Origin of the sequence: Pseudoteredinibacter isoporae (assembly GCF_011602085.1) — a bacterium.
Taxonomy (GTDB): Bacteria; Pseudomonadota; Gammaproteobacteria; order Pseudomonadales; family Cellvibrionaceae; genus Pseudoteredinibacter; species Pseudoteredinibacter isoporae.
Window position 1 is genome coordinate 738,896 of the sequence record NZ_JAAONY010000001.1, and the last position, 24,158, is coordinate 763,053.

21 protein-coding genes are annotated in these 24,158 nt (G+C 49.7%); 14 read left to right on the forward strand and 7 right to left on the reverse strand.

Features of this window, described 5'->3' with window-relative positions:
- Nucleotides 1–8: 8 nt before the first annotated feature.
- Complete coding sequence (locus tag G8768_RS03150) at nt 9–938, reverse strand: alpha/beta hydrolase (RefSeq protein ID WP_166851494.1); 930 nt, start codon at nt 936–938, stop codon at nt 9–11.
- A gap of 85 nt (nt 939–1,023) precedes the next feature.
- Nucleotides 1,024–2,265 (reverse strand): serine/threonine transporter SstT, encoded by a 1,242-nt coding sequence (gene sstT, locus G8768_RS03155; RefSeq protein WP_166851492.1) that lies wholly within the window; start codon nt 2,263–2,265, stop codon nt 1,024–1,026.
- Between the two features lie 194 nt (nt 2,266–2,459).
- Between sstT and G8768_RS03160 the strand changes: the two genes are divergently transcribed.
- The 11 genes from G8768_RS03160 to G8768_RS03210 all read left to right on the forward strand — a co-directional run bounded on the left by G8768_RS03160 (nt 2,460) and on the right by G8768_RS03210 (nt 12,596).
- A complete protein-coding gene (locus tag G8768_RS03160) occupies nt 2,460–3,638 on the forward strand; it encodes a dipeptidase (RefSeq protein WP_166851488.1) in 1,179 nt (392 codons plus the stop codon).
- A gap of 36 nt (nt 3,639–3,674) precedes the next feature.
- Nucleotides 3,675–4,889 carry an L-2-hydroxyglutarate oxidase gene (gene lhgO / locus G8768_RS03165; RefSeq protein ID WP_166851485.1) on the forward strand — a complete coding sequence of 405 codons (1,215 nt, stop codon included), beginning with the start codon at nt 3,675–3,677 and terminating at the stop codon, nt 4,887–4,889.
- A 163-nt stretch (nt 4,890–5,052) separates the two neighbouring features.
- Nucleotides 5,053–6,450, forward strand: a complete 1,398-nt coding sequence (dbpA, locus tag G8768_RS03170; RefSeq protein WP_166851482.1) for an ATP-dependent RNA helicase DbpA — start codon at nt 5,053–5,055, stop codon at nt 6,448–6,450.
- 38 nt (nt 6,451–6,488) lie between these two features.
- Nucleotides 6,489–6,767 (forward strand): peptidylprolyl isomerase, encoded by a 279-nt coding sequence (locus G8768_RS03175; protein WP_166851480.1) that lies wholly within the window; start codon nt 6,489–6,491, stop codon nt 6,765–6,767.
- Nucleotides 6,768–6,919: 152 nt separating this feature from the next.
- Nucleotides 6,920–7,597 carry a CsgG/HfaB family protein gene (locus G8768_RS03180; protein ID WP_166851477.1) on the forward strand — a complete coding sequence of 226 codons (678 nt, stop codon included), beginning with the start codon at nt 6,920–6,922 and terminating at the stop codon, nt 7,595–7,597.
- Nucleotides 7,597–7,995, forward strand: a complete 399-nt coding sequence (locus tag G8768_RS03185) for a DUF4810 domain-containing protein (protein WP_166851474.1) — start codon at nt 7,597–7,599, stop codon at nt 7,993–7,995. Before G8768_RS03180 ends, G8768_RS03185 begins: the two co-directional genes overlap by 1 nt.
- Entirely contained in the window at nt 7,988–8,638 is a 651-nt protein-coding gene (locus G8768_RS03190) for a DUF799 domain-containing protein (protein WP_208020062.1), read from the forward strand. Before G8768_RS03185 ends, G8768_RS03190 begins: the two co-directional genes overlap by 8 nt.
- A gap of 20 nt (nt 8,639–8,658) precedes the next feature.
- The gene (locus G8768_RS03195; RefSeq protein ID WP_166851468.1) at nt 8,659–9,147 is read left to right on the forward strand and encodes a GNAT family N-acetyltransferase; all 489 of its coding nucleotides are present in this window, start codon (nt 8,659–8,661) and stop codon (nt 9,145–9,147) included.
- A 195-nt stretch (nt 9,148–9,342) separates the two neighbouring features.
- Nucleotides 9,343–9,981, forward strand: coding sequence for a gluconate 2-dehydrogenase subunit 3 family protein (locus tag G8768_RS03200; protein WP_166851465.1), 639 nt, complete (start codon nt 9,343–9,345; stop codon nt 9,979–9,981).
- A gap of 56 nt (nt 9,982–10,037) precedes the next feature.
- Complete coding sequence (locus tag G8768_RS03205) at nt 10,038–11,732, forward strand: GMC oxidoreductase (RefSeq protein WP_166851462.1); 1,695 nt, start codon at nt 10,038–10,040, stop codon at nt 11,730–11,732.
- A gap of 33 nt (nt 11,733–11,765) precedes the next feature.
- Complete coding sequence (locus tag G8768_RS03210) at nt 11,766–12,596, forward strand: ThuA domain-containing protein (RefSeq protein WP_166851459.1); 831 nt, start codon at nt 11,766–11,768, stop codon at nt 12,594–12,596.
- A 51-nt stretch (nt 12,597–12,647) separates the two neighbouring features.
- On the opposite strand, the gene G8768_RS03215 is transcribed toward G8768_RS03210, so the two are convergent.
- The 5 genes from G8768_RS03215 to hisB form a co-directional block, all read right to left on the reverse strand.
- Nucleotides 12,648–12,908 (reverse strand): hypothetical protein, encoded by a 261-nt coding sequence (locus G8768_RS03215; protein ID WP_166851456.1) that lies wholly within the window; start codon nt 12,906–12,908, stop codon nt 12,648–12,650.
- A 744-nt stretch (nt 12,909–13,652) separates the two neighbouring features.
- Nucleotides 13,653–14,426, reverse strand: a complete 774-nt coding sequence (gene hisF / locus G8768_RS03220; protein WP_166851453.1) for an imidazole glycerol phosphate synthase subunit HisF — start codon at nt 14,424–14,426, stop codon at nt 13,653–13,655.
- A 16-nt stretch (nt 14,427–14,442) separates the two neighbouring features.
- Nucleotides 14,443–15,171, reverse strand: a complete 729-nt coding sequence (gene hisA, locus G8768_RS03225) for a 1-(5-phosphoribosyl)-5-[(5-phosphoribosylamino)methylideneamino]imidazole-4-carboxamide isomerase (RefSeq protein ID WP_166851451.1) — start codon at nt 15,169–15,171, stop codon at nt 14,443–14,445.
- Between the two features lie 24 nt (nt 15,172–15,195).
- A complete protein-coding gene (gene hisH, locus G8768_RS03230) occupies nt 15,196–15,846 on the reverse strand; it encodes an imidazole glycerol phosphate synthase subunit HisH (protein ID WP_166851448.1) in 651 nt (216 codons plus the stop codon).
- 163 nt (nt 15,847–16,009) lie between these two features.
- Nucleotides 16,010–16,603, reverse strand: coding sequence for an imidazoleglycerol-phosphate dehydratase HisB (gene hisB / locus G8768_RS03235; RefSeq protein ID WP_166851445.1), 594 nt, complete (start codon nt 16,601–16,603; stop codon nt 16,010–16,012).
- A 617-nt stretch (nt 16,604–17,220) separates the two neighbouring features.
- Between hisB and G8768_RS03240 the strand changes: the two genes are divergently transcribed.
- From G8768_RS03240 to G8768_RS03250, 3 genes are all read left to right on the forward strand, one after another.
- Nucleotides 17,221–19,329 carry a TonB-dependent receptor gene (locus tag G8768_RS03240; RefSeq protein WP_166851442.1) on the forward strand — a complete coding sequence of 703 codons (2,109 nt, stop codon included), beginning with the start codon at nt 17,221–17,223 and terminating at the stop codon, nt 19,327–19,329.
- 331 nt (nt 19,330–19,660) lie between these two features.
- Entirely contained in the window at nt 19,661–21,007 is a 1,347-nt protein-coding gene (locus tag G8768_RS03245; protein ID WP_166851439.1) for an efflux RND transporter periplasmic adaptor subunit, read from the forward strand.
- Entirely contained in the window at nt 21,004–24,120 is a 3,117-nt protein-coding gene (locus G8768_RS03250) for an efflux RND transporter permease subunit (RefSeq protein ID WP_166851437.1), read from the forward strand. The genes G8768_RS03245 and G8768_RS03250 overlap by 4 nt, the downstream gene beginning before the upstream one ends.
- The last annotated feature ends 38 nt before the right edge of the window (nt 24,121–24,158 follow it).

Sequence of the window (24,158 nt, forward strand, 5' to 3'; positions counted from 1 at the left end):
CGGGTCAGTCAGTGAGCTAATAAAAACTCACTGATTTTTTCCAAGGCCAAATCTGCTTCGGGCAAAAAAGGCGCGAAGCCCTGAAAGACATGGGGCATGTCTGGCCATAAATCCACCTCCACTTCTGAACCCTGTTCTTTAGCGGCATCGGCAAAAATGATGCTGTCCCCCAGCAGAACTTCCCGCTCACCTGTTTGTAATAATGTGGGTGGCAACTGGCTTAAATCCCCTTTTGATGGCGACACTAATGGATCGCTTACATCGGCTCCTTGGGTGTAGTTTTCCACCACCAGGGGCAAAAGGTCTGCATTAATGATGGGGTCAATGGCTTTGTTGGTATGAACCGTTGGGCTGGCAAAATCCAGACTGGTCGCCGGCGAAATGGCGGCGACGGCGTTGGGCAGTTGAATGCCTTCTTTTTGCAAAGCCAGAACCAGGCTCAGGCTTAAATTACCTCCGGCAGAGTCGCCAGAGACATAAATCTTTTCCGCTTTTTTCTGATCGGTACGCTCGTTTTCCAACAGCCATTTATAACTGGCGATGCAATCATTTAGACCGTTTGGAAAAGGAAATTCCGGGGCCAAACGATAAGCGATGGCCAGCACTTCACAGCCGGTCAGTTCAGCCAGTCGCGAGGTGATAGAGCGATGTGTGGCGGGCGAGCCGGCCATCCATGAACCGCCATGAATGTACAACAGGCGTTTTCCGGCCTGGCTATTCGGTGCAATGACCCATTCGGAAGTCACATTCAAATCACCGTCACTGGCAATAACCGGGTAAATGCGGGATTTAATGGCGCTGATGCTGGGATCTGCTGCGCAATACATGTCCAGCAATGCTCGCTTGGCGACGGTTTCGCCGCCGGATTGGCGAGTGGCTGCCGATACGGCTTCCATATGTTCAATGACTTGCTGGTATTTTTGATCATCGATAGGCATAGCTGGATTCCTTCGCTGCTACTGGTCAACGCTTGAATGTTTGCGTAGAGGAACAGGGTTCCTCTACGAGGTTTGAATCAGGGTATTAGCTGTCGCTCTGATCGCCCCAACGCCCTTCGGCGGCGGCAGTGAACACCACATCGGTGGAGCTGTTCAAAGCAGTTTCTGCTGAATCTTGAACCACACCAATAATAAAGCCAACGGCCACGACTTGCATGGCCACATCGTTATCAATGCCAAACAAGCCACAGGCTAATGGAATCAGTAATAGAGAACCCCCTGCCACGCCGGATGCACCACAGGCACAAACTGCTGCGACAACACTCAATAACAGGGCGGAGGCGATGTCCACTTCAATTCCCAGCGTGTTGACCGCCGCCAGCGTCAAAACCGTAACCGTAATGGCGGCACCGGCCATATTAATGGTGGCACCTAATGGGATGGAAACCGAATAGGTATCTTCGTGCAAATTCAGTTTTTTACACAGGTTCATGTTCACCGGAATGTTCGCGGCCGAGCTGCGGGTAAAGAAAGCAGTGACGCCACTTTCGCGCAAGCAGCTGAACACCAACGGGTAAGGGTTGCGACGGGTGCGGATGAACACAATAATCGGATTGACGATCAAAGCAATGATCAACATGGCACTGAGCAGAACCATCAACAGTTGTGCATATTCGGCCAGGGCGCTGAAGCCAGTGGTGGCAATGACGCCGGCAACCAAACCGAAGATGCCAATCGGAGCCAGGCGAATAACGACTTTAACGACGGCAGTAACAGCATCGGCACTGTCGGCCAGAAAACGGCGGGTATTGTCGCTGGCTTGGCGAAGCGCCAGACCGAGACCAATCGCCCAGACTAAAATGCCAATAAAGTTACCGCTACTGATAGCATTGATGGGATTGTCGACCATCTTCATCAGGACACCCTGCAAAACCTGGGTGATGCCTTCGGGTGGTGTCAGCGAGGATTCGTTCGTTACGAGGGTCAGGCTGACCGGAAAGGTGAAGCTCAGCATAACAGCCACAAATGCCGCCGATACGGTGCCGATTCCATACAAGACCAGAATTGGCTTCATATGGGTTTGCTGGCCTTTCTGGTGATTTGCCAGGGATGACATGACCAGCACAAATACCAGTACCGGTGCCACGGCCTTCAGGGCGCCAACAAACAACGCGCCTAACAAGGACAGCTTCTGACTGAATTCAGGCAGCAGACTGCCGGCAATAATCCCCAGAACAATACCGATGGCAATTTGCAGGACCAGTGAGCCTTGCAAAAAGCGTTGAAAGGGGGATGGAGATGGTGATGAAGAGGTAGCTGAGGTCATCGCGAACCCTATTATTTTGTGAGCAAAGCAGCCCTTGTGGGGCGTTTCAGTGTACGATTTTGTTCGAATCGATTTGTTAACACAACGATTGAGCCTGAAAATGATTCAATTTGTACTTTTTCAGGTCCTCTCAGGCCCTACAATAAAAGCCGGTTTTCAAAATGATAGCGATACGGTGTGAGGAGAAGAAACCGATGAAAATAATAAAAATAAGCGTAATGAGTGTTTTGCTGGTACTGCTGCTCGCGATGGTTTTAATGCGCCTGTTCGCCCCGGCTATGATTGAAAAAGACTTGAATAAAGTTGTCCCCCATGAGCCCTGGGCAATCTCCGAAGCGGCAAAAACTCTGCACCAGCAACTCTTAATTGGTGATTGGCACAGCGATTCCACCCTGTGGGATCGTGATCTGAATGAGCATGCCGATCGCGGTCATATGGATGTACCCCGTTTGCAGGCCGGTAATGTGGCTATGCAGATGTTTACCAGCGTGACGAAAAGTCCTTCCGGTCAAAACTATGATCGTAATGAAAGCTCTGCCGGTGACAACATCACCATGCTGGCAATGGTGCAGGGCTGGCCGCTACGCACCTGGAGCAGCCTGGCGGAACGAGCCCTGTATCAGGCGGAGCGTTTACAAGCGGTGGTCGACAGCAACCCCGATGCCATTCAATTGGTGCGCAATAAATCGGATTTGCAGGCGGTATTGCAGCAACGTCAGCAGGGGAAGAAAACCATTGCGGCCCTGTTGGGTACCGAAGGCTCACATGCTCTGGATGGCGAGCTGAGTAATATTCGGCGCTTATACGATGCGGGTTTTCGAATGATGGGTTTGCACCATTTTTTCGACAATAAGCTGGGTGGCTCTCTGCACGGCACCAGTGGTGCGGGGCTCAGTGACTTTGGCCGTAAAGCGGTTGAGCAAATGGAGCAGCTTAAGATTATTGTGGATGTTGCCCACTCCTCCGAAGCGGTAGTGCGCGATGTTCTGGCCATGGCGAAACGTCCGGTGGTGGTCAGCCATACCGGCTTTAACGGCCATTGCCCGGGGCCACGTAATGTTTCCGATACGTTGATGAAAGACATTGCTGCGCAGGGCGGTTTGATTGCCGTGGGCTACTGGGATGCGGCTGTCTGTGACATAAGCCCGGCGAATATTGTAAAAGCCATGCGCTTTGGTATTGATCTTGTTGGGCTCGAACACATCAGCCTTGGTTCTGATTATGATGGCTCCACCGAAGTGCAATTTGATACCTCTGAGCTTGCCGTCCTGACCGAAGAAATGTTGAAAGCGGGTTTTACGGAAACGGAAATTCGTGCCGTTATGGGTGGGAACATGAAGCGCTTTCTGCTGGAAAACCTGCCCGTTGAGTGATGAATGTGATGAAAGCATTGAGCGTAATACATTCCCATGCCGGATTATGATGCCATTATTATCGGTGCCGGAATCATCGGCGCCGCCACGGCCTCGCGCTTGCAAGAACTGAAGCCCTCATGGCGTATTGCGCTTATCGAAAAGGAAAGTGACTGTGCACAGCATCAGACCGGGCGCAATTCCGGCGTGATCCATGCGGGGGTGTACTACGCTCCTGGCAGCCTCAAAGCCAAACTCTGTGTCGAGGGTAATCGCCGCACCAAGGCGTTTTGCCGTGAACATAACATCGCCTTTGATGAATGCGGAAAGTTGTTGGTGGCTTGTCATCAGAAAGAGTTGGAAGGGCTGGCGCAACTGAAGGTGCGTGCCGAGCAAAATGGTTTGGATGTCGATGTGCTGGACGGTCAGCAGCTTGCTCAACGCGAACCGAATATTCGCGGGCTTGGTGCGCTCTTTGTTCCCGCCAGTGGGATTGTGGATTACGCCGAAATTTGCCGAAGCCTGTTAAGTCAGTTTCGCGAACGCGGCGGCCAGATTTTCTATGGTTGCGAGGTTCACAAGCTGATTGAAAAAGAAGGCGAAGTTTGTGTCTTCTACAATGATGCAAATGATTCAGAGGGGCACATCAGTTGCCAGCAGTTGATTGCCTGCTCTGGCATTCAAGCCGATAAACTGGTGCAAAGCCTGGGCTTGGACCTGTCCTTCCGTATGATGCCATTTCGTGGGGAATACTTTCAGTTGTCGGCTCGACACAATCAGATAATTCGCCATCTGATCTATCCCGTGCCTGACCCCAGTATGCCTTTTTTGGGGGTGCATCTAACGCGCATGATTGATGGTTCGGTAACGGTGGGGCCCAACGCCGTTTTAGCGTTCGGGCGGGAAGCCTACCGTAAGACTCAGTTGTCACTGCCCGATTTGCTGGCGATGGCCAGTTACTCAGGCAGCTATCGTTTATTGGGTCGTTTTTGGAAGGCGGGGCTGGGCGAGCTGAGAGACAGTATGTTCAAAGGGGCCTACCTCAAGCGCGTGCAGAATTACTGTCCGAGCCTGACAAAAGCGGATCTTCAGCCGTATCGCGCCGGCATTCGTGCACAAGCTGTTGATCACGAGGGCAACATGATCGATGACTTCCTGTTTGCCCGCAGCCAGCACAGTCTGGTGGTGTGCAATGCCCCCTCACCGGCGGCAACCTCCGCTTTGCCAATAGCGGATCACATTCTGAAGGCGCTGAATCTGCACCCGGATTAGCGGACCCGGGGCCTATCCTGGGGCGTATAAAGAAGCCAGGAACAGTACCAGCACCCAGCGTCAGTCCAGAGAATTGGCTGGGAATTGATCAAAATAGCATCGCTTTTACCCCGCCTTTCTGCTACTGTGCGCGCCCTTTAAACGCCCTGCCCTGAGAGATGTGATGAGCCACGAATTTAAACAATTAGCCCTGCGTCCGGAATTACTGGATAACCTCAATAGCCTGGGGTACCAGGAAATGACTGACATTCAGGCCGCTTGTTTGCCTTTGGCTCTGGAAGGTAAGGATCTGATCGCCCAGGCAAAAACCGGCAGTGGTAAAACCGCCGCTTTCGCACTGGCGTTGTTGCAGCGATTAAACGTTGAGCGTTTTCGCATTCAGAGCCTGGTGCTGTGCCCAACCCGAGAGTTAGCGGATCAGGTGGCGAAGGAGATTCGCCGCCTGGCTCGACGCGTTCACAATATCAAGGTGCTCACTCTCTGTGGTGGTATGCCCATCGGCCCGCAAATTGGCTCGCTGGAGCACGGCGCCCACATCGTGGTGGGCACCCCGGGCCGCATTCAGGACCACCTGCGCAAAGGCACCTTGGAGCTTGGTAATATTCACAGCCTGGTTCTGGATGAAGCGGATCGCATGTTGGATATGGGCTTTGCGGATGCAATTTCCGCCATTCTGGCGGAATGTCCAGGTGAGCGACAAACCCAACTCTATTCGGCAACCTACCCGGAAGGGATCGAAGCAATCAGCCGCCAGTATCAGCGCGACCCACAGCGCATTACGGTCAGCCGCACTCACAGCGAATCGAATATCGCTCAGCAGGCTTATGCCGTTGAGGGCGGTGAACAGGAAAAAATTGAACTGAGCCACCATTTGCTGGCCAAGCAACAGCCCAGTTCCTGTGTGATTTTTTGTGCCACCAAAAAGCAAACCGTCGATATCGCCCAATCACTCAATGAACAGGGCTGGTATTGCCTGGCCTTGCATGGCGATATGGAACAGCGTGAGCGCGATTTAAGCCTGCTGCGTTTTGCCAACGGCAGCGCTACGGTTCTGGTTGCGACGGATGTGGCGGCGCGTGGTCTGGATGTGGACACCGTAGAGCTGGTGATCAATTACGACTTACCCAGAGATGCCGAAGTTTATGTGCATCGAATCGGTCGCACCGGTCGAGCGGGTCGCAGCGGTCTGGCTGTGAGCCTGGTGAATGACCGGCAACGACGAGCCATGGGCGATATCGAAGCCTATATTGGCCAGGACATCGAATGGGCCGAACCGCCTCGCGTCGAGGGTATGGCATGGGTGGATCAGCGCCCTGAAATGATCACCATCGGACTGGACGCCGGTAAAAAGAACAAATTGCGCCCTGGCGATATCCTCGGCGCTCTGACCGGTGAGGCCGGCATTGAAGGTAAATACGTTGGCAAGATCAATGTGCTACTGTTCCAATCTTACGTTGCGGTAAAACGGGCCGTTGCCAACAAAGCGCTGAAACAGCTGCAAGCGGGTAAAATTAAAGGTCGTAAAATCAAAGTGCGTAAGATCAGTCGCCCGAATGTGTAAATGATCCGGGTATTTGAATAAACAAAAGAGACACACTTATGTCGACAGCCTGCGCTCGCCACATTCTGTTAAAAACCGAAGCGGAAGCGAAAAAAATCAAACAGCAGCTTGCCCAGGGTAAGGATTTCGGACAGCTGGCCAAACGTCATTCAAGCTGTCCTTCAGCAAAGAAGGGCGGCAATCTTGGCGAGTTTCGCCGTGGCCAAATGGTAAAAGCCTTTGATGATGTCGTGTTTAAAAAACCCATACTGACCGTTCATGGCCCAGTTAAAACCAAATTTGGTTATCATTTAATCGAAACGATTTATCGGGACTAGTTAGTCTGTCCTGAGCATAAACCAAGCTGTTGAAAATAGCTGGCACGCATTATATGGTGGGTGCCAATCTGCGTCTCTATAGTTGTCTTAAAAACTAGTTTTTTGCAGACGATTTCCAAAATCATATCAACGGACACAAGGAGTATTTGTCCATGAATTTTCTCAAGCGCTTTCGAAGTAAATTTCTAGTTTCAGCCGCTATTGTCATGATTTCGGCATGTGCCAGCGAATCTCACCGTGTAGTAGAGTCGGCAACTGTGTCTGCTGCAAGTTCTGAATACCAAGGGGAAAAGCAAAAAATAATTGTAGGGAAGTTTAGCAATAGATCCGACTATTTGAGAGGAGCGTTTGCAGGTAATGTCGATAAACTCGGTAATCAAGCCAAGCTAATTGCGAAGTCGCATTTGCAACAGAGTGGTCGATTTACTTTATTTGATCGTGAAAGTAGTGAGACATTGACTCAAGAAGCCAAATTGAGTGGTACTTCACAGAAGCTCGTAGGTGCAGAGTATGCTGTTGTAGGCGGTGTAACTGAGTTTGGTCGGAAGGTTACAGGTGATCGTCAGCTATTTGGTATTCTCGGCTCGGGAAAGAGTCAGGTCGCATATGCAAAAGTCACAATGAATGTTATTCGAGTTGAAACTGCTGAAGTTGTGCATTCTGTTCAAGGCGCAGGTGAGTATCAATTGTCTAATCGAGAGATTATAGGTTTTGGTGGCAAAGCAGCTTACGATTCAACTCTGAATGGAAAAGTGCTCAATTTGGCGATCACTGAAGCTGTGAATGTGTTGGTGTCAGATTTGGATAACGGGCGTCTGGTATTGAACTAATGGATAAATTCTACAAGGGACTAGTATCTCTGCTATTTGTTAGTTCTCTTTTATTAGGTGCCTGTGCGTCACAGCCTAAGGCAAGCTTTTATTGGGGAAGTTATCAGAAAGGTTTGTATGATTCATATAAAAACCCGGGCGCTGATAATGTGGGAGAACAAATAGAAGCAATTCAAGCCAGTATTGAACATGCTAAATCAAAAGACTTAAAACTTGCACCTGGTTTATATGCACATTTAGCGTATTTACATTTACAGCAAGGGAACCCCGATTTGGCTAGGCAGTATTTCAAAGTTGAGGCGCAAGAATTTCCGGAAGCAAAAGTATTCATGGATCGCTTGATAAGCAATTTGGATAACCATGGTTCCAAGCCAAGTCAGGATGACCGTGATGCATAGAGTTTTTACTAGATTATTTACCGTGCTTCTGATTTTAAGTGTTGTTGCCTGTGCAAATGTAAGCCCTTACGATTACACAGCCTTAAAAGCCGCTAAGCCAAGATCTATACTAATCATTCCTCCAATTAATCAAACTACAGAGGTCTTGGCCTCAGATTTGTTTATGTCCGCTATGAGTCAACCGCTTTCAGAGCGGGGGTACTATGTTTTCCCAGTAGCGGTGGTACAACGTTATTTCCATGAAAATGGCTTGCCTGGCCCTGAAGAAATGAATTCGGTTGAATTGGAAAAGTTAAAGGAGCAGTTTGGTGCGGATGCTGTTTTGTATACAATCATTCACGATTGGGGGCAAAAATACGAAGTGTTAAGTTCCACTTCAACTGTGAAGGCAGATGTTAATCTTATTGATTCTAAGAATGGAGCTTTGTTGTGGTCAGGAACAGCTTTCCATCAACAAGGTTCTGGAAATGGTGGCGGCGGTTTAGCTGGTGCGTTGTTAGGAGCATTGGTAACACAGTTGATGTCAGAAGCATTTGATCCCATGATGAATGTTTCAACCTTTGCAACTCATAGGATTGTGAACGATCAACATCGAGGCTTACTACCTGGGCCATATTTCCCGCCTGAGAACCTTAAAAACTAGAGCTGTAATCATCATCAAGAATGAATATTGAAGTTAAACAAGCCGACTACCGCAATGCGAAAGATGCCCAAGCGCTGGTTGATGTGTTAAATGCCTATGCCTGTGACCCAATGGGTGGTGGGGAAGCCCTGAGCCCAGAGGTGAAGTCGAAGCTGGCTGACAGCTTGGCAGCCATTCCGGGGGCATTTTCCATTCTGGTTTATGTGGATGGTAAAGCCGCGGGGCTGACGAATTGTTTTATGGGGTTCTCAACCTTCAAGTGTAAACCGCTGGTCAACATTCACGATGTAGCGGTGATGCCGGAATTTCGCGGTTTGGGGCTCAGTCGTTTAATGATCGACAAGGTTGAAGAGATTGCTCGTGAGCGCACTTGCTGCAAGATTACCCTGGAAGTACTGGAAGGCAACACCTTGGCACAGGCGGCCTATCGCAAATTCGGGTTCAGCGGTTATGAACTGAACGAAGCTGACGGTAAGGCGATGTTTTGGGAAAAGTCCCTGAGCGAATAAGCTATGTGCGAATTCATTAAAAGCTTCTACAATCATCACACTGAGGAATTTTAAAAAACGGAAGCCATTTATTGACTGAGGCGTAAAATAAATGGTTGCGTATTGTTGACTGTAAAACGACGCGTTACAAAAAATGGCAACAAAACCGTATGAGAATAACAATAAGCCTTAATACTAGCCGGATCAGGAGCGATGATGGATAGACGACATTTTCTTCAGGTGGCGACGCTGCTCGGTGGCGCCTTTGCCACCCGCGCACTGGCGGATCTCTCCGGTCCTGCTGTATCTGATTCCGAAGCTCTTCAACCCCTGGCCACTGGCCCCTCAATTGGCGAACTGCCTGCAAACCTGTTCCAGATTCAGGAGCGGACGGATTTGGCGGCGATGGTTGAGGCCGTAATCCCGAGAACTGACACCCCAGGAGCCGTTGATGCTGGCGTTCCCAATTTTGTAGAACACATGGTTCAGCATTGGTTATCGGACGCTGAGCGTGCCCTTTTCCTGAAGGGCTTTAGAGCCCTTCAAGTAGCCAGTCGGGAAAAGCACTCCCGGGAATTTTCACAACTGACGATGGATCAGCAGCTCGATTTTCTGGAGGCTCTGGAAGACGAAGCCAGTGGTTCCCCCTGGTATGATTTTGCCAATGTACAGCGTCAGTATGTCGAAGGTGCTCCCTTTATTTGTCAGTTGAAAGAATTGACGATTTTTGGTTTTTATTCTTCTGAAGTCGGGGCCACCCAGGTCTTGCGGCACGATCCAATGCCGATGCAGTTTGATGGCGAGTTTGTGCTTAATGAAGATGACAGCACCTGGTCAATGATTCGCCTGATGTAGACTTACTCTTCAGGAACGGCTGCCCGCAACCCCGACATCGAAAATAGGAACTGGCTTTGAGTAATAGCGATAAACAATACGATGCCATCGTCGTTGGCTCAGGAATCTCCGGAGGCTGGGCGGCAAAAGAACTGTGTGAAAAAGGCCTGAGAGTGTTGTTGCTGGAGCGAGGTCGGGATATTCAACACGGTTTGGATTATCTGGGCGAACATGCACCACCCTGGAAAGTGCCGTTTGCCAATAAAGCTGATCGTAAGCCTTACAAAGATGACTACCCGGTTCAGAGCAAATGTTACGCCTTCGATGCGGCCACTAAAGATTTTTTTAACAAAGACAGTGAAGCCCCCTATCAGCAAGATCCGGAAAAACCGTATGAATGGATTCGGGCGAATGGGGTTGGCGGTCGCTCCTTGATTTGGGGGCGGCAAACCTATCGCTGGAGTGAATTTGATTTTAAGGCAAATTCGCAAGACGGTCATGGCTGTGAATGGCCCATCGGCTATGACGACATCAAAGACTGGTACAGCTATGTTGAGCGCTTTGTGGGTATATCCGGTGCAAAAGAAGGCTTGACGGAATTACCAGACAGTGAGTTTTTGCCGCCGATGGGGATGTACGCCATCGAAAAAACCATCAAGGGGCGCCTAAAAAAGCACATGCCGGAAGTGACTATGACCATGGGGCGCACGGCGATCCTGAGTGAGAATCACAATGGTCGTGCCGCTTGCCATTATTGTGGCCCTTGCCCAAGAGGTTGCTCGACGGGCAGTTACTTCAGCAGCCAAAGCTCTACCCTGCCTGCTGCACGAGCAACTGGAAACCTAACGCTGCGCCCTTATAGTGTGGTTGAAAAATTAGAATACGATGCTCGGGAAAATCGCGTATCCGCTGTTCATGTGATTGATGCGGAAAGCCGAGAACGACTGAGCTTTTCGGCAGATTTGGTGTTTCTCTGTGCATCGACTTTGGCAAGCACGCAGATACTTCTGAACTCAAAGTCTGAACAGTTTCCGAGTGGGCTGGCGAATAGCAGTGGAACCTTGGGACACTATTTGATGGACCATTTTAAAATGCAACACATGGCCGTGTTTGCAGATAATATTGACCACTACTACAAAGGCTTTCGTCCGACTGGCAGCTATATTCCGCGTTTTAAGAATTTGCCGGGAAAAGAAAAAACCAATTATCTTCGTGGTTTTGGTGTGCAAGCTGATCCAGTGCGTCCGGATTGGCGCTTTCATTTCAACCAAAAGGGTTTTGGAAAAAGTCTGAAAGATAAACTGCGGAAGCCAGCACCGTTTTGGATTTGGGTTCTGGGTGCCTTTGGAGAGTGCCTGCCAGACTACAATAATAAAGTCAGTTTGGATGAAAACAATCTCGATGCCTTTGGTATTCCCCAAATTAAAGTGTCTATGAGCTTTGGTGATAACGAGCACAAAATGGCAGAGGATATTATTCGCAGCGGCGAAAAGATTTTTAAGGCGGCGGGCGCTGTGTACATCGAAACGACCGACAAAGTGAGTGTGCCGGGAAGCGCCATTCACGAGATGGGGACGGCGAGAATGGGTAAAGACCCCAAGACCTCGGTGCTCAATAAATGGAACCAAAGTCATGATGTACCGAATCTGTTTGTCACCGACGGTGCCTGCATGACATCCAGTTCCTGTGTAAATCCTTCCTTGACCTACATGGCATTGACCGCAAGAGCTTGTGATTATGCGGTTAAACAATGGCGTCAAGGACACATCTAACGAATTACAGCTTTCTCAATCAGGAAAACAAACATGCTAAAGCTACTGCGCACAATTCTGGTTTTTACGCTGATCGCGGTACTATCAATCGCTGCTTATGTGGGGTATCAGCTGTGGCGTTATGAAGTGTTTAAAACACCGGTTTATGAAAATACGGCGCCTGATATTCCAGATATGTCTTCACCGACAAAAATTTTGCTGTTTTCAAAAACCAATAGCTTTCGTCATTTAGAAGCGATTCCCGCTGTTGAAACGTTATTTCAAAAGTTTGCTGAAAAAAACAACTGGCAATTATTCATTACCGAAAACGCTGCGATACACAATGCGGATCTGCTCGATAAATTCGATCTGATTATCTGGAATAATGTGACGGGTGATGTGTTAACTGAAGAGCAACGAGCCGCATTAAAAGCCCATATGATGAAGGGCGGTCGAATGCTGGCTCTGCATGGCACGGGTGGTAATGAACATTATGACTGGGCATGGTTTCCAAAACATGTGATCAAATCCCAGTTTATTGGTCACCCTATGTTTCCCCAGTTTCGCGATGGTACCTTGAGGGTCGAAAATCGGAGTCACCCTGCAACGGCCCATCTTTCTGAAACAAAGCCCTGGCATGAAGAGTGGTACAGTTTTGATAAAAGCCCGAGGGGCAATGTTGAGGTGCTGATCAGTGTCGATGAACGTGAGTACGATGTTCCAGAGTCACTGAAAATGGGCGAAGATCACCCCTTGGTCTGGCACCACAAGGTGGGTGACGGCACGGTATTTTTCAGTGCCTTGGGGCATTTGGCGGAAGCCTATGAGGATCAGGAATATCAGATCTTGTTGGAAAATGCCTCAGTCTGGTTGTTGAACCAATAACAGATGTTGCTATGTCGGCGTTTCCGGTTCGTCATCTGATTCTGTTGGGAATCAGCTTGAGGATCGTCGGCACCTCCAGGCCCAAATCGTCAGGGCTAACAACACGCCTGCCATGACGGCGCTGGCCTCAAAGAATTCCCAGCGTGGGTAGTAAACCGATAGCGCCTTGAAGCCCGAATAGAGGTAGTAAAGAGGTTCAATCTTGCTCAGGTGATACAACTCGAACAAGGCATTACTCACAGCCGGCAATAAAAATAATAGAAAAGTGCTTAGCAAAATGCCGTAAATCAAAGGTCGTAGCCAAAGTTGCAAAATGCACCTCTCAATATCAATCTGCAGAACATTCAGTGTATCCCATGTGGGAAGGCTTAACTTTTCAATTTTAAAAAAGATCAACCGTTTTTCTATTTTTGGCTATTACTGGTCATGAGCTTATAGTTCCAAGCTATAAAACTTTGGGCAGAAGTCGGTTTTTCAGAGAGGTGGTGCGGCAAGAGAGGATTCGTGCGACAAAAATGCAGGACGAGGCAATAAAAAGCTTGCAATGCTAATGATAACGATTATCATTAGCAGAAGTTGGATGTTAGCGATAACGCCAACCAGAAGCGGCTCATGCCACTTCTCCTTATCAGGCTAATCACGGTTGTCGGCCATCTTCGGGTGGCCGTTTTTTTCTTAGGCTGACACGTTTGTCGGTTTCTTATAGTGCGCTATGTTGATCCATAGCTGCGAGAGCAGTATACCGTATCCCCTCTTATTGAGCTAACAGAAAATAGCGTCAAGTGGACTTCTGCCTGCTTTTAGCGCCAAATTACTTCAGAGATTGGGTGAAGTTCGTCCTTATCGCGGGAATTATCGGCTTTTCTGGTGAATAGCAAAAATAATGAAAATAAACTGCAAAAAGGTCTTGCAATGAAAATGAGAATCATTATTATTAATTCCGTTGGCGCTACAACGTCAACACGAAGCGGCTTTCGCCACTTCTCCTTATCAGGCTAATCACGGTTGTCGGTCACCTTCGGGTGGCCGTTTTTTTAGAGTCGCTATTGACCATTTTCACAGGCGAACTTCAATACCCTGCTCTCGCATGTACTGCTTAGCTTCAGGAACGCTGTATTCACCAAAATGGAAAATACTGGCGGCCAGGACAGCATCAGCCTTACCGAGTTTTACGCCGTCAACCAGATGCTGCAAATTGCCTACGCCACCTGAAGCGATCACGGGTACAGGAACTGCTTCGCTGATGGCTGAGGTGACATCCAGATCAAAACCATTTTTCATGCCGTCCTGATCCATGCTGGTCAACAAAATTTCCCCAGCACCGTAAGCGGTCATTTTCTTCGCCCATTCAACGGCATCAATGCCAGTGGATTTACGGCCACCGTGGGTGAAAATTTCCCAGCGCTTGGTTTCGTCTTCGGCGCTTACGCATTTCGCATCGATTGCTACAACAATGCACTGTGAACCAAAACGATCCGCGGCTTCTTTTACAAAATCCGGATTAAAAATTGCGGCCGAATTAATGCTGACTTTGTCGGCTCCGGCATTGAGCATGGTGCGAATGTCGTCGACGGTACGAATTCCGCCACCTACGGTGAGAGGAATAAAAACCTCACTGGCAATTTTCTCAACCGTATGCACGGTTGTATCACGGCCTTCATGGGTGGCGGTAATATCCAGAAAGGTAATTTCATCGGCGCCCTGCTCGTTGTAACGCTTTGAGACTTCTACCGGATCGCCGGCATCACGAATATCAACAAACTGCACACCTTTTACCACGCGGCCGTTTTCAACATCCAGGCAGGGAATGATGCGTTTTGCTAAAGCCATAGGGCATCACCTTTATTTATTGATCGCAGTAGCTTTGAGCTTCGGCCATATCCAGAGTGCCTTCGTAAATGGCACGACCGGTGATGGCGCCACAGATTCCTTTATCGGAAACGGCTTTTAGTGCGCGAATGTCTTCCATATTGGTGACACCGCCCGAAGCAATCACAGGAATGCTGGATGCCTGGGCCATAGCAACGGTGGCTTCAACATTCACACCCTGCATCATGCCGTCGCGAGCAATATCGGTATAAACGATTGAGCTGACGCCATCTTTTTCGAAGCGTTTGGCAAGATCGGTCGCTTTTACTTCTGATACTTCGGCCCAGCCGTCAGTGGCAACCAAACCGTCTTTTGCATCCAGGCCAACAATAATATGTCCGGCAAACTGTTTGCACATATCGGTAACAAACTCAGGTTCCTTTACCGCTTTGGTGCCGATAATCACATAGTTCACGCCGGCATTGAGGTAATACTCAATGGTTTCAGCGCTGCGAATGCCGCCTCCAATTTGAATCGGTAGGTCGGGGTGCGCTTTGGCAATTGCGGTAACCACATCGCCATTAATAGGTTTACCTTCAAAGGCACCATTGAGATCAACCAGGTGCAGGCGACGACAACCTTGTTCTACCCACTGGGTCGCCATTGCGGCCGGGTCGTCAGAAAATACGGTGGAATCTTCCATCAGGCCCTGGCGTAAACGTACACAGGCGCCGTCTTTTAAGTCGATTGCTGGAATAATTAACATGCTATGGTTCTCGTAGAGTATTTTTTATGAGTCAGCTTGCCACTGACTGAAATTCTTTAACAATTGCAGGCCATTGCTGTGGCTTTTTTCCGGATGGAATTGGACAGCAGCCAGATTGTTCTTGGCCAGGACTACGTCAAATTCGAGTCCGTATTGGCAGCGTCCGATCACGACGTCCGGGTTTTCACTTTTGGCATAGTAACTGTGCACAAAATAAAAATGCGCGTGGTTTTCAATATTGTGCCAAAGAGGGTGATCTGCGTTTTGCTGTACGGTGTTCCACCCCATATGCGGTACTTTTACGCGCTCGCCATTTTCCTTGAGGTCTTCACCAAAAAACTTTACCCGGCCAGGCAGTTGGTTAATGGCATCGACGCCATTATTTTCCTCGCTGTGGCTCATCAAGGCCTGCATGCCGACACAGATACCCAGTACCGGTTTACCGCTGGCAATGAATTCCGGAACCAGCGTATGAAAATTCAGTCGTTTGATTTCGGCCATGCAATCTCGCATGGCGCCAACACCGGGAAAAATAATGCGTTCGGAGTTGCCGATCACGTCGGCGTCGCTGCTGATCACAATATTGTGATTCGGAGCAACGTGTTCGAGTGCACTGGCGACAGAATGGAGATTACCCATGCCGTAATCAATAACGGCGATTGTTGCTTTGCTCATGGCTATTACTAGTGTGTGTATTGTTATGCTCGATCTATTGAGGTTTTGGAGCAAGGGCGCGAACAACACTGCCTTGTGGGCTTGGTCTTTCGCCGCGGAAAGACACCCTCCGCTCCAAGGTTTCAATAGACCTCAGTATAGAACTCCAGCGATAGAGTTCTCTTTATAAACTGCCCTTGGTAGACGGCATCATGCCGGCCATGCGCGGATCGGTTTCCAGCGCCATTCGCAGGGCACGACCAAAGGCTTTGTAAACGGTTTCGATCTGGTGATGCGCGTTCGCGCCACGCAGACAGTCAATGTGCAGGGTAACCTGCGCATGATTCACAAAGCCGTGGAAGAACTCGCTAAACAATTCGGTATCGAAAGCGCCCACGCGTTTTTGGGTAAAGGGCACATTCATCACCAGGCCCGGGCGGCCGGAAAAGTCGATTACTACACGGCTTAGTGCTTCATCGAGCGGAACATAGGCATGGCCGTAGCGGCGGATGCCTTTTTTGTCGCCTACCGCCTGGGCAATGGCCTGTCCCAGCGTGATACCGATATCTTCTACCGTGTGGTGATCATCAATATGGGTATCACCATCACATTGAATATCGAGATCGATCAGACCGTGGCGGGCAATCTGATCCATCATATGTTCCAGAAAGGGGACCCCGGTGTCGAACTGGCCTTTGCCAGTGCCATCCAGGTTCAAGCTAACGCTAATCTTGGTTTCCAGTGTGTCGCGTTTTACGCTGGCACAACGATCGGACATGTCTCTATCCTCTGTATATAACTGGCTCCAGCCCGCCTGGACCAGCAAAAAGAGGCCGGATTATAGCCTCTCCGCCTGTTTGCACCAAGGCGGATCTACAAGGCGCCGCCCCATTAGGCGAAGGATTATTACGGTAAGATGATGTTTACCTGTGGAATTGAATTGTTATAACATAACAACATGAAGTTCTCCTTGTCTCGATCATTGCCCCAATCGCTCTGGCTGCTAGTGCTAGCCGGTGCTTTGCTGTGGGGGCAAATCGTGAATGCTCAGCATATCCACCTGGAGAGCCATCCCCCTCATGAGTGCGTTAGCTGCCAGCAGCTAAACTCCTGCGAACCTGTGGCGAGTACTCCGCTCTTTGCCTTCATCGTTGAGGCTATAGAGCAGCGTGATTCGGAAAAAGGCGACTCCCCCAAAGCGCCCGTTCTGAAACTTAACGCGATTCGCGCACCACCATCCTTTTAAGGCTCCCGGAGCCCCTCTGATTTATAAATAACTTGGCCGAGCCTTGGGCTTGCGGCCGCTCATGCACATTGGCGCCCTGCGCCTGAACTCAATTTGGAAAACCGATGAACAAGCGTCCCCTATGCTTAGCTATAGCTGTAGCAAGCTCCATGATGATTGCGAGCACTCACTTACTGGCCGATGCCGCCCCCGGCATTAGCGAGCATGATGAGCACCAGAACTCCATTGAAGAAGTCATTGTCAGTGCTTCTCCGCTGGATAAAACCCACTCTGATAACACCCGTCCTGCGGCGATTATGAGTGGAGATCAATTGCGTCAGGCTGCGGCTGCGACTCTGGGTGAGACACTGAAGGGTCAACTGGGTGTAGCCAGTGCCTCATTTGGACCGGGTGTAGGGACGCCTGTGATTCGTGGTCAGCAGGGCAACCGTATCAAGGTGATGCAGGACAATCTGGATACGCTGGATGCTGCCAACGCTTCTTCAGACCATGCGAATGCTGTTGAGGCTCTGCTGGCTGAGCGTATCGAGGTACTGCGTGGTCCACAGACCCTGCGCTATGGTAGTGGCGCCATTGGTGGTGTGATTAACGTTATCGACAATCGAATTCCTTCCAAAGTCCCCGATGAGATCAATGGCAGCATCGAAACCCGCTACAACAGCGTGAATGAAGAAAGTGCGACGGTATTAAGACTGGAAGGGGGCTCTGGCAACCTGGCCTGGCATTTGGATGGCTTGTATCGCAACAGCGACGATGTGGAAATTCCGGGTTATGCCGACATCCACGGTGATGAGCACCCTGAAGATACCACCAACGGCTTTATCGAAAACAGCGACAGCGAAAGCAAGAGCTACACAGCTGGCCTGAGCTGGGTCGGAGACGATGACAGCTTTTTTGGTTTCAGTGTCAGCCGTTTAGAGAATGAATACGGTATTCCAGCCGGCGCTCATGCGCATGAGGAAGAGGAGGAGCATCACGATGAGGATGAAGACGAGCATCATGATGAAGATGAGGACGAACATGGCCATGAAGACGAAGATGAGCATGGCCATGAGGAAGAAGCTGCCGTTCGCATCGACATGGAACAAACCCGTTATGACATCAAAGGTCAGTTCATGGAGCCGATTACTGGCATCGAAAAAATGACCTTGCGCTTGGGCTACGTTGATTACCAGCACAAAGAGCTGGAAGGTGCAGAAGTGGGTACCGTATTTGACAGCGAAGCGTTTGAAGGCCGTATTGAGATGGTTCACAATCGTTGGATGGATGGCAAAGCGCGCGGTGCATTTGGCCTGCAGTTTTTGGATAAAGATTTCCAGGCCGTGGGCGCCGAAGCCTTTATTCCGGGCAGTAACACCGAAAATGTCGGTGTTTTCCTGATCGAAGAATGGGATTTTGACAGCTGGTTGCTAGAAGCCGGTGCTCGCCTGGAGCACACCGAAATTGATGCTCAGGGTCACAGCACCGTAGATTTTAATACTCACAGCCTGAGCCTGGCAGCCCAGTATCGCTTCAGCGATCAGCAGCAGCTTAACCTGGTGCTGAGTCGTGCCCAGCGTGCGCCTTCGGTTGAAGAGTTGTTCTCTGACGGTGTTCACGTTGCTACTCAAAGTTACGAGCTTGGCAACGCCAATCTGGATGAGGAAACCAGCCACAATATCGAATTGGGCTATAAGTACCACGTGCCTATGGGCGGTGACTACATTGAGCTTGATGTTGGTGTGTTCTACAACGATATTCGCGACTTTATCTACCGCGATAACACCGGCGATATTCGCGAAGAACAACCGCTTTTTGTTTACCGTCAGCAAGGTGCTGAGTTCACCGGCATCGAAGCGGCACTGACCTTGCCGGTTTACCGTAACGATGGTCACAGCTGGGATGTGCAGTTCTTTGCCGATAGCGTAAGGGCTGAACTGGATTCCGGTGAAGATGTACCGCGCATTACACCGCGCCGTATTGGTATGCAAATCGATTATCACGGATCAATTGCCTCGAATCCTTTCGACGCTGAATTGCGTTACACCCATGTTGCTGAACAAGACCGCCCCGGTCGCAATGAAGAAGCCACGGACAGCTACAAGCGTCTGGATGCCAAGTTGAACTACCGCATCGAAAGCGGTAACGGTGAGTGGACCGTATTTGTTCGCGGCGACAACCTGCTGGACGAGGAGATTCGCAATGCCAGTTCCTTCCTCAGAGAGATCGCTCCTGAGCCTGGTCGTGGTGTTACCGTTGGCGCCCGCTACAGTTTCTAAGTAAACCGTAGATCCGTTGCCTGTCGGCAGCAAGCCTGAGCTGGGAACAGCTCGGGCTTTTTTATGCCCTGAAAATATGGATTCTTTATGGAGATTTTCCCACCGAAATCCAGACTGAGGGACTGATCCCGGCGGAAAAAGCGAATTTCCTCGGTAAATACGCCTGATAATGAGATAAAACGTAGCCTTGGCAGCTTGTATGTTCAATCTGGGTGAAGTTTTGTAAAAACGCTGTCGCAACACACTTTGTCGCTGCCTTTTTCCTGTTTATTAAATCCACTAAACTCGCCACTAGTCCCCTGATTAAGCCCAAATAATAGTGAGCAGTTTAATGCGCAAAAGACTCCTATCTGTCGCGATCGTCGCGGCTTTTGCCATTTTGATTTTTGTGATCAGCAGCAACCCGCCTTCTGCAGAGCGGCGTGGTGGCAAACCCCCAGCTGATATTGCCGTCGATGTGAAGGCCGTGGAGGCACGCGAATACACCATTAAACTGGACAGCTATGGTTTGATTCGTCCACGTACACAAACTCAATTACTGCCCCAGGTATCGGCCCAAGTGACATGGGTTAGCCCACAGTTTCGGGCCGGTGGTTTCTTTGAGGAGGGCGAAGCGCTTTTACGCTTGGAAGACAGAGACTATCAGGTGGCGCTGATCAGAGCTGAAGCCAGTTTGGCCAGCGCAAAACAATTGCTCAGCGAAGAAGAGGCTCGTGTGAAACAGGCCAAAGCGGATTGGAAGCGCTCGGGCAAAAAAGGTGAGGCGCCGGACATCGTTGTTCGCAAACCTCAGTTGCGAGCGGCTCAGGCGAATGTGCAATCCGCGGCTGCCAGTTTGAGTCAGGCGAAACTGGATGTGGAACGGACTCATATACGAGCACCCTTTGCCGGGCGAGTGCTCAGCAAATCTGTGGATCTTGGTCAGTTTGTTTCCAGTGGTACCGTATTAGCGACCATTTATGGTGTTGATACCATCGAGGTGAGGTTGCCCATTAAAAGTCGGGATCTGGCGTATATTCAGTTGCCCGAGCGTTATCGTTTTAATCAAACTTCTGAAGACAAACCGGCGGTAGAGTTTATCTCGACTTTGATTCGTCCGGAGCATTGGTTTGGCCAGGTCATTGAAACCGAAGGCGCAATCGACAGCGGCAGTCGCCAGCTTTATGTGATCGCGGAAATTAAAGACCCTTATGGTGCCGCGGCACTGACGGATGGAGAACAGAAAAAAGCGCCATTGAAAATCGGTCAGTATGTGCAAGCGAAAATTAACGGCAAAACACTGAACGATGCCATCGTGATCCCCAATCGGGTGATCTACCAGGGCAGTTATGTTTATGTCGAGGAAGGCGGGAAACTACAGCGGCGGGATATTCATATTGCCTGGCAAAATGAACAGGAGGCGCTGATTGATGAAGGTCTTCAGGTAGGAGACATGCTGGTAACCACCAGTCTTGGACAGTTGCCATCGGGAACAGCAGTACGCGTGATAAAAGACAAGCCGGATAAGCGTAGAGCCAGTGCTGGACAAAAAAACAAAGAAAGCCGAAAAGGCAAAACTGAAGGCCGTGGCCCGCAGCTGGGGAAATCTCGGCAGCTTGGTGAACGCGGAGAGCAAACGGCACCTCAAAAAAACAATGTAGAAACTTCTGCCGCCAACGGGCAACGAGGTGAATCATGATCGCCTGGTTCACCAAAAATCATGTGGCCGCCAATTTGTTGATGATTGTGATTGTCATCGCAGGCGTGTTTTCCTTAAAAACCCAGATTCCCCTCGAAATTTTTCCCAGTGTTGAGCCTAATGTTATTAATGTGTCGGTAAGCTTGCGGGGCTCCAGTCCGGAAGATGCTGAGCAGGGCCTGGCCATGCGCATTGAAAATTCGGTGGCTGATCTGGAAGGCATTAAAGAGCTGAGCAGTCGCTCCGTTGAAGGCGGCAGTACGGTCAGTATCGAAGTTGAAGACGATTACGACCCGCGTGAATTACTGGCTGATGTGAAAGCGCGAGTTGACGAGATTAATACCTTTCCTGTGGAAGCGGAAAAGCCGGTCGTTGCGTTAGCCATTCGTAAGCGAGAGGTGATTACCGTTGCTATCTCGGGAAAACTCAGTGAGCAGGAGCTGCGGCGCTATGCCGAGAAAGTGCGCGATGACTTGCTTCAGGTTCCCGGAATTACCCAGCTGGAATTGGTGGGGGTGCGCAATTACGAGATGACCGTAGAGGTCAGTAAAAATACCTTGCGTGAGTACGATTTAGCACTGGACGATATCGCAGGTAGCGTAGGCGAGGATTCTTTGGATCTTTCTGCGGGTAACGTTAAAACAGACTCCGGAGAAATTTTGGTGCGGTCGAAAGGCCAGGCCTATGCGCGCAATGAGTTTGAGAATATTCCCGTTAAAACCAACAGCGATGGCAGTGTGATCAATTTGGGTACGGTGGCGACAGTTCGTGATGGTTTTGAAGAAACACCCTTGCGGAGTCGCTTTAATGGCGAACTCGCAGTCATGATCGAGGTCTATCGTGTTGGTGATCAAAGCGCCATTGAAGTTGCAGAAAAAGTTCGCAGCTATATCGAAGGGCAACAGGAGCGCTTGCCAGATGGCATGTCACTCAGTTACTGGGATGATGATTCCGAAATTGTAAAAGGGCGTCTCAGCACCTTGATTAATAACGCCATGCAGGGCGGTATTTTGGTGTTGGCCCTGCTAAGCCTGTTTTTAAGACCATCAATTGCGTTTTGGGTTTTTCTGGGGATTCCCGTGAGCTTTATGGGCGCGTTTATCCTGATGCCCTTCTTTGGCGTCACCTTAAACATTATGTCTCTGTTTGGCTTTATTCTGGTGCTGGGGATCGTCGTAGATGATGCTATCGTGACGGGGGAAAATGTCTACAGTCATCTGGAACGCAGCGACAGTGGGCTGGAGGCTGCAATACGGGGCACCCGTGAGGTCGCTGTGCCGGTGACCTTTGGAATTCTTACGACAGTAGCGGCCTTTATGCCTATCGCCTTTATGGAAGGGCGACGTGGAGCGTTCTTTGCTCAGATTCCGTTTATTGTGGTTCCGGTGCTGATTTTTTCCTTGATCGAATCAAAACTTGTTCTACCGGCGCATTTAAAAAACGTCCGTTTTCGAAAAGAACCCGGTCGTCTTTCCCGCTGGCAACAGAGTTTTGCGAAGGGCTTTGAACGTTTTGTGATTACCTCCTATAAGCCGCTGCTGGCGGTTGCCTTGCGTAATCGCTTAAACACTTTGCTGCTGTTCTGTGGGGTATTCGGGTTAATTCTCACCTTAATTATGACGGGGTGGACGAAATTTATTTTCTTTCCTCGTATTCAGAGTGATACCGCCCGTGCAACTGTTGTGATGCCGGCCGGCACAGCTTTTGAAGTGACCGATAAGATTGTTTTGAATATGGTCAATGCGGCGAGAGATATTCAGAATCGTTATCGAGATGAAGAATCTGGTGAGAGTGTTGTCTTGAACATCTATTCCAGTACTGGACATCGAGGGCAAGCAGAGAACGGCAACGTTCGCTTTGAATTGGTGCCCTCTGAGAATCGTGATCCTGAACTCAGCACCGCTCGCTTGGTCAGGGAATGGCGACAGCTGATTGGCGAGGTTCCCGGTGCGGAATCCCTGACTTTTCGCGCCGAAATCGGCCGAAGCAGTGATCCGATTGATGTGCGCTTGAGTTCCGGCAATGTTGCGGATCTTGAGAAGATGGCTGCGCAACTGAAAGAGCGATTGGGAACCTATCCAACCGTTTTCGACATTTCAGATAGTTTGTCAGACGGCAAGGAAGAGCTTCGCCTGGAATTAACACAGCAAGCAAAAACCCTGGGTATCAGCCGCAGTCAGGTTATTCGCCAGGTGAGACAAAGTTTTTTTGGTATCGAAGTTCAACGAATTCAGCGTGGTCGCGATGAAGTACGTGTTATGGTCCGGCTGCCTGCTGATGAGCGTCGGGCGATCAGCGATTTGCGTAATATTGATATTAAAACCCCGGCGGGATTAATTCCTCTTGATGAACTTGCACGATTGGTTCCTGATCGAGGGGCATCGGCTATCTATCGAATTAATCAGCGACGTACCGCCAGTGTTGTTGCTGACTTCGATAAAAATAGCACCAATGCCACGGTATTGTATCGAGACTTATCCGAGTTTTTGGATGAACTCAGTAATCAATATCCGGGATCAAATTTTAGTCTTGAGGGAGAGGCTCAGGAGCAGCGAGATTCGTTTTCCTCATTGGGTATTGGTATCGCCTTGGTGCTGTTTGTTATCTATGCATTGCTGGCGATTCCATTTGGTTCCTATTCCCAGCCCCTAATCGTAATGTCGATCATTCCTTTTGGGGCCATTGGTGCCATCGTTGGGCATTGGATTATGGGTATGGATCTTACCATCATGAGCTTGCTGGGTTTATTGGCCTTAGTGGGTGTCGTCGTAAATGATAGCTTGGTACTGGTGGAATTCTGTAATCGGCGCCGCGAAGAACTGGTAAAAACTCTATCAGAAGCTGAAGCGTTAATGGAATCAGTTTTGCAAGCTGGAGCGGCACGTTTCCGGCCAGTGATGTTGACTTCATTGACCACGTTTTTGGGTTTGATGCCTTTGTTATTTGAAAAGGCGGTGCAGGCGCAGTTTTTAATTCCGATGGCGGTGTCACTGGGCTTCGGCATTTTATTTGCCACGCTGGTTACGCTGATTCTTGTGCCGGTTAATATATTGCTGCTGGAAAATGCTAAAGCCTTTATTAAAGGAGAGGCCACCCCACTGGCGGAAACCTGATTTATCAGGCCGATACAAAAAAGGTGGCAGTTGCCACC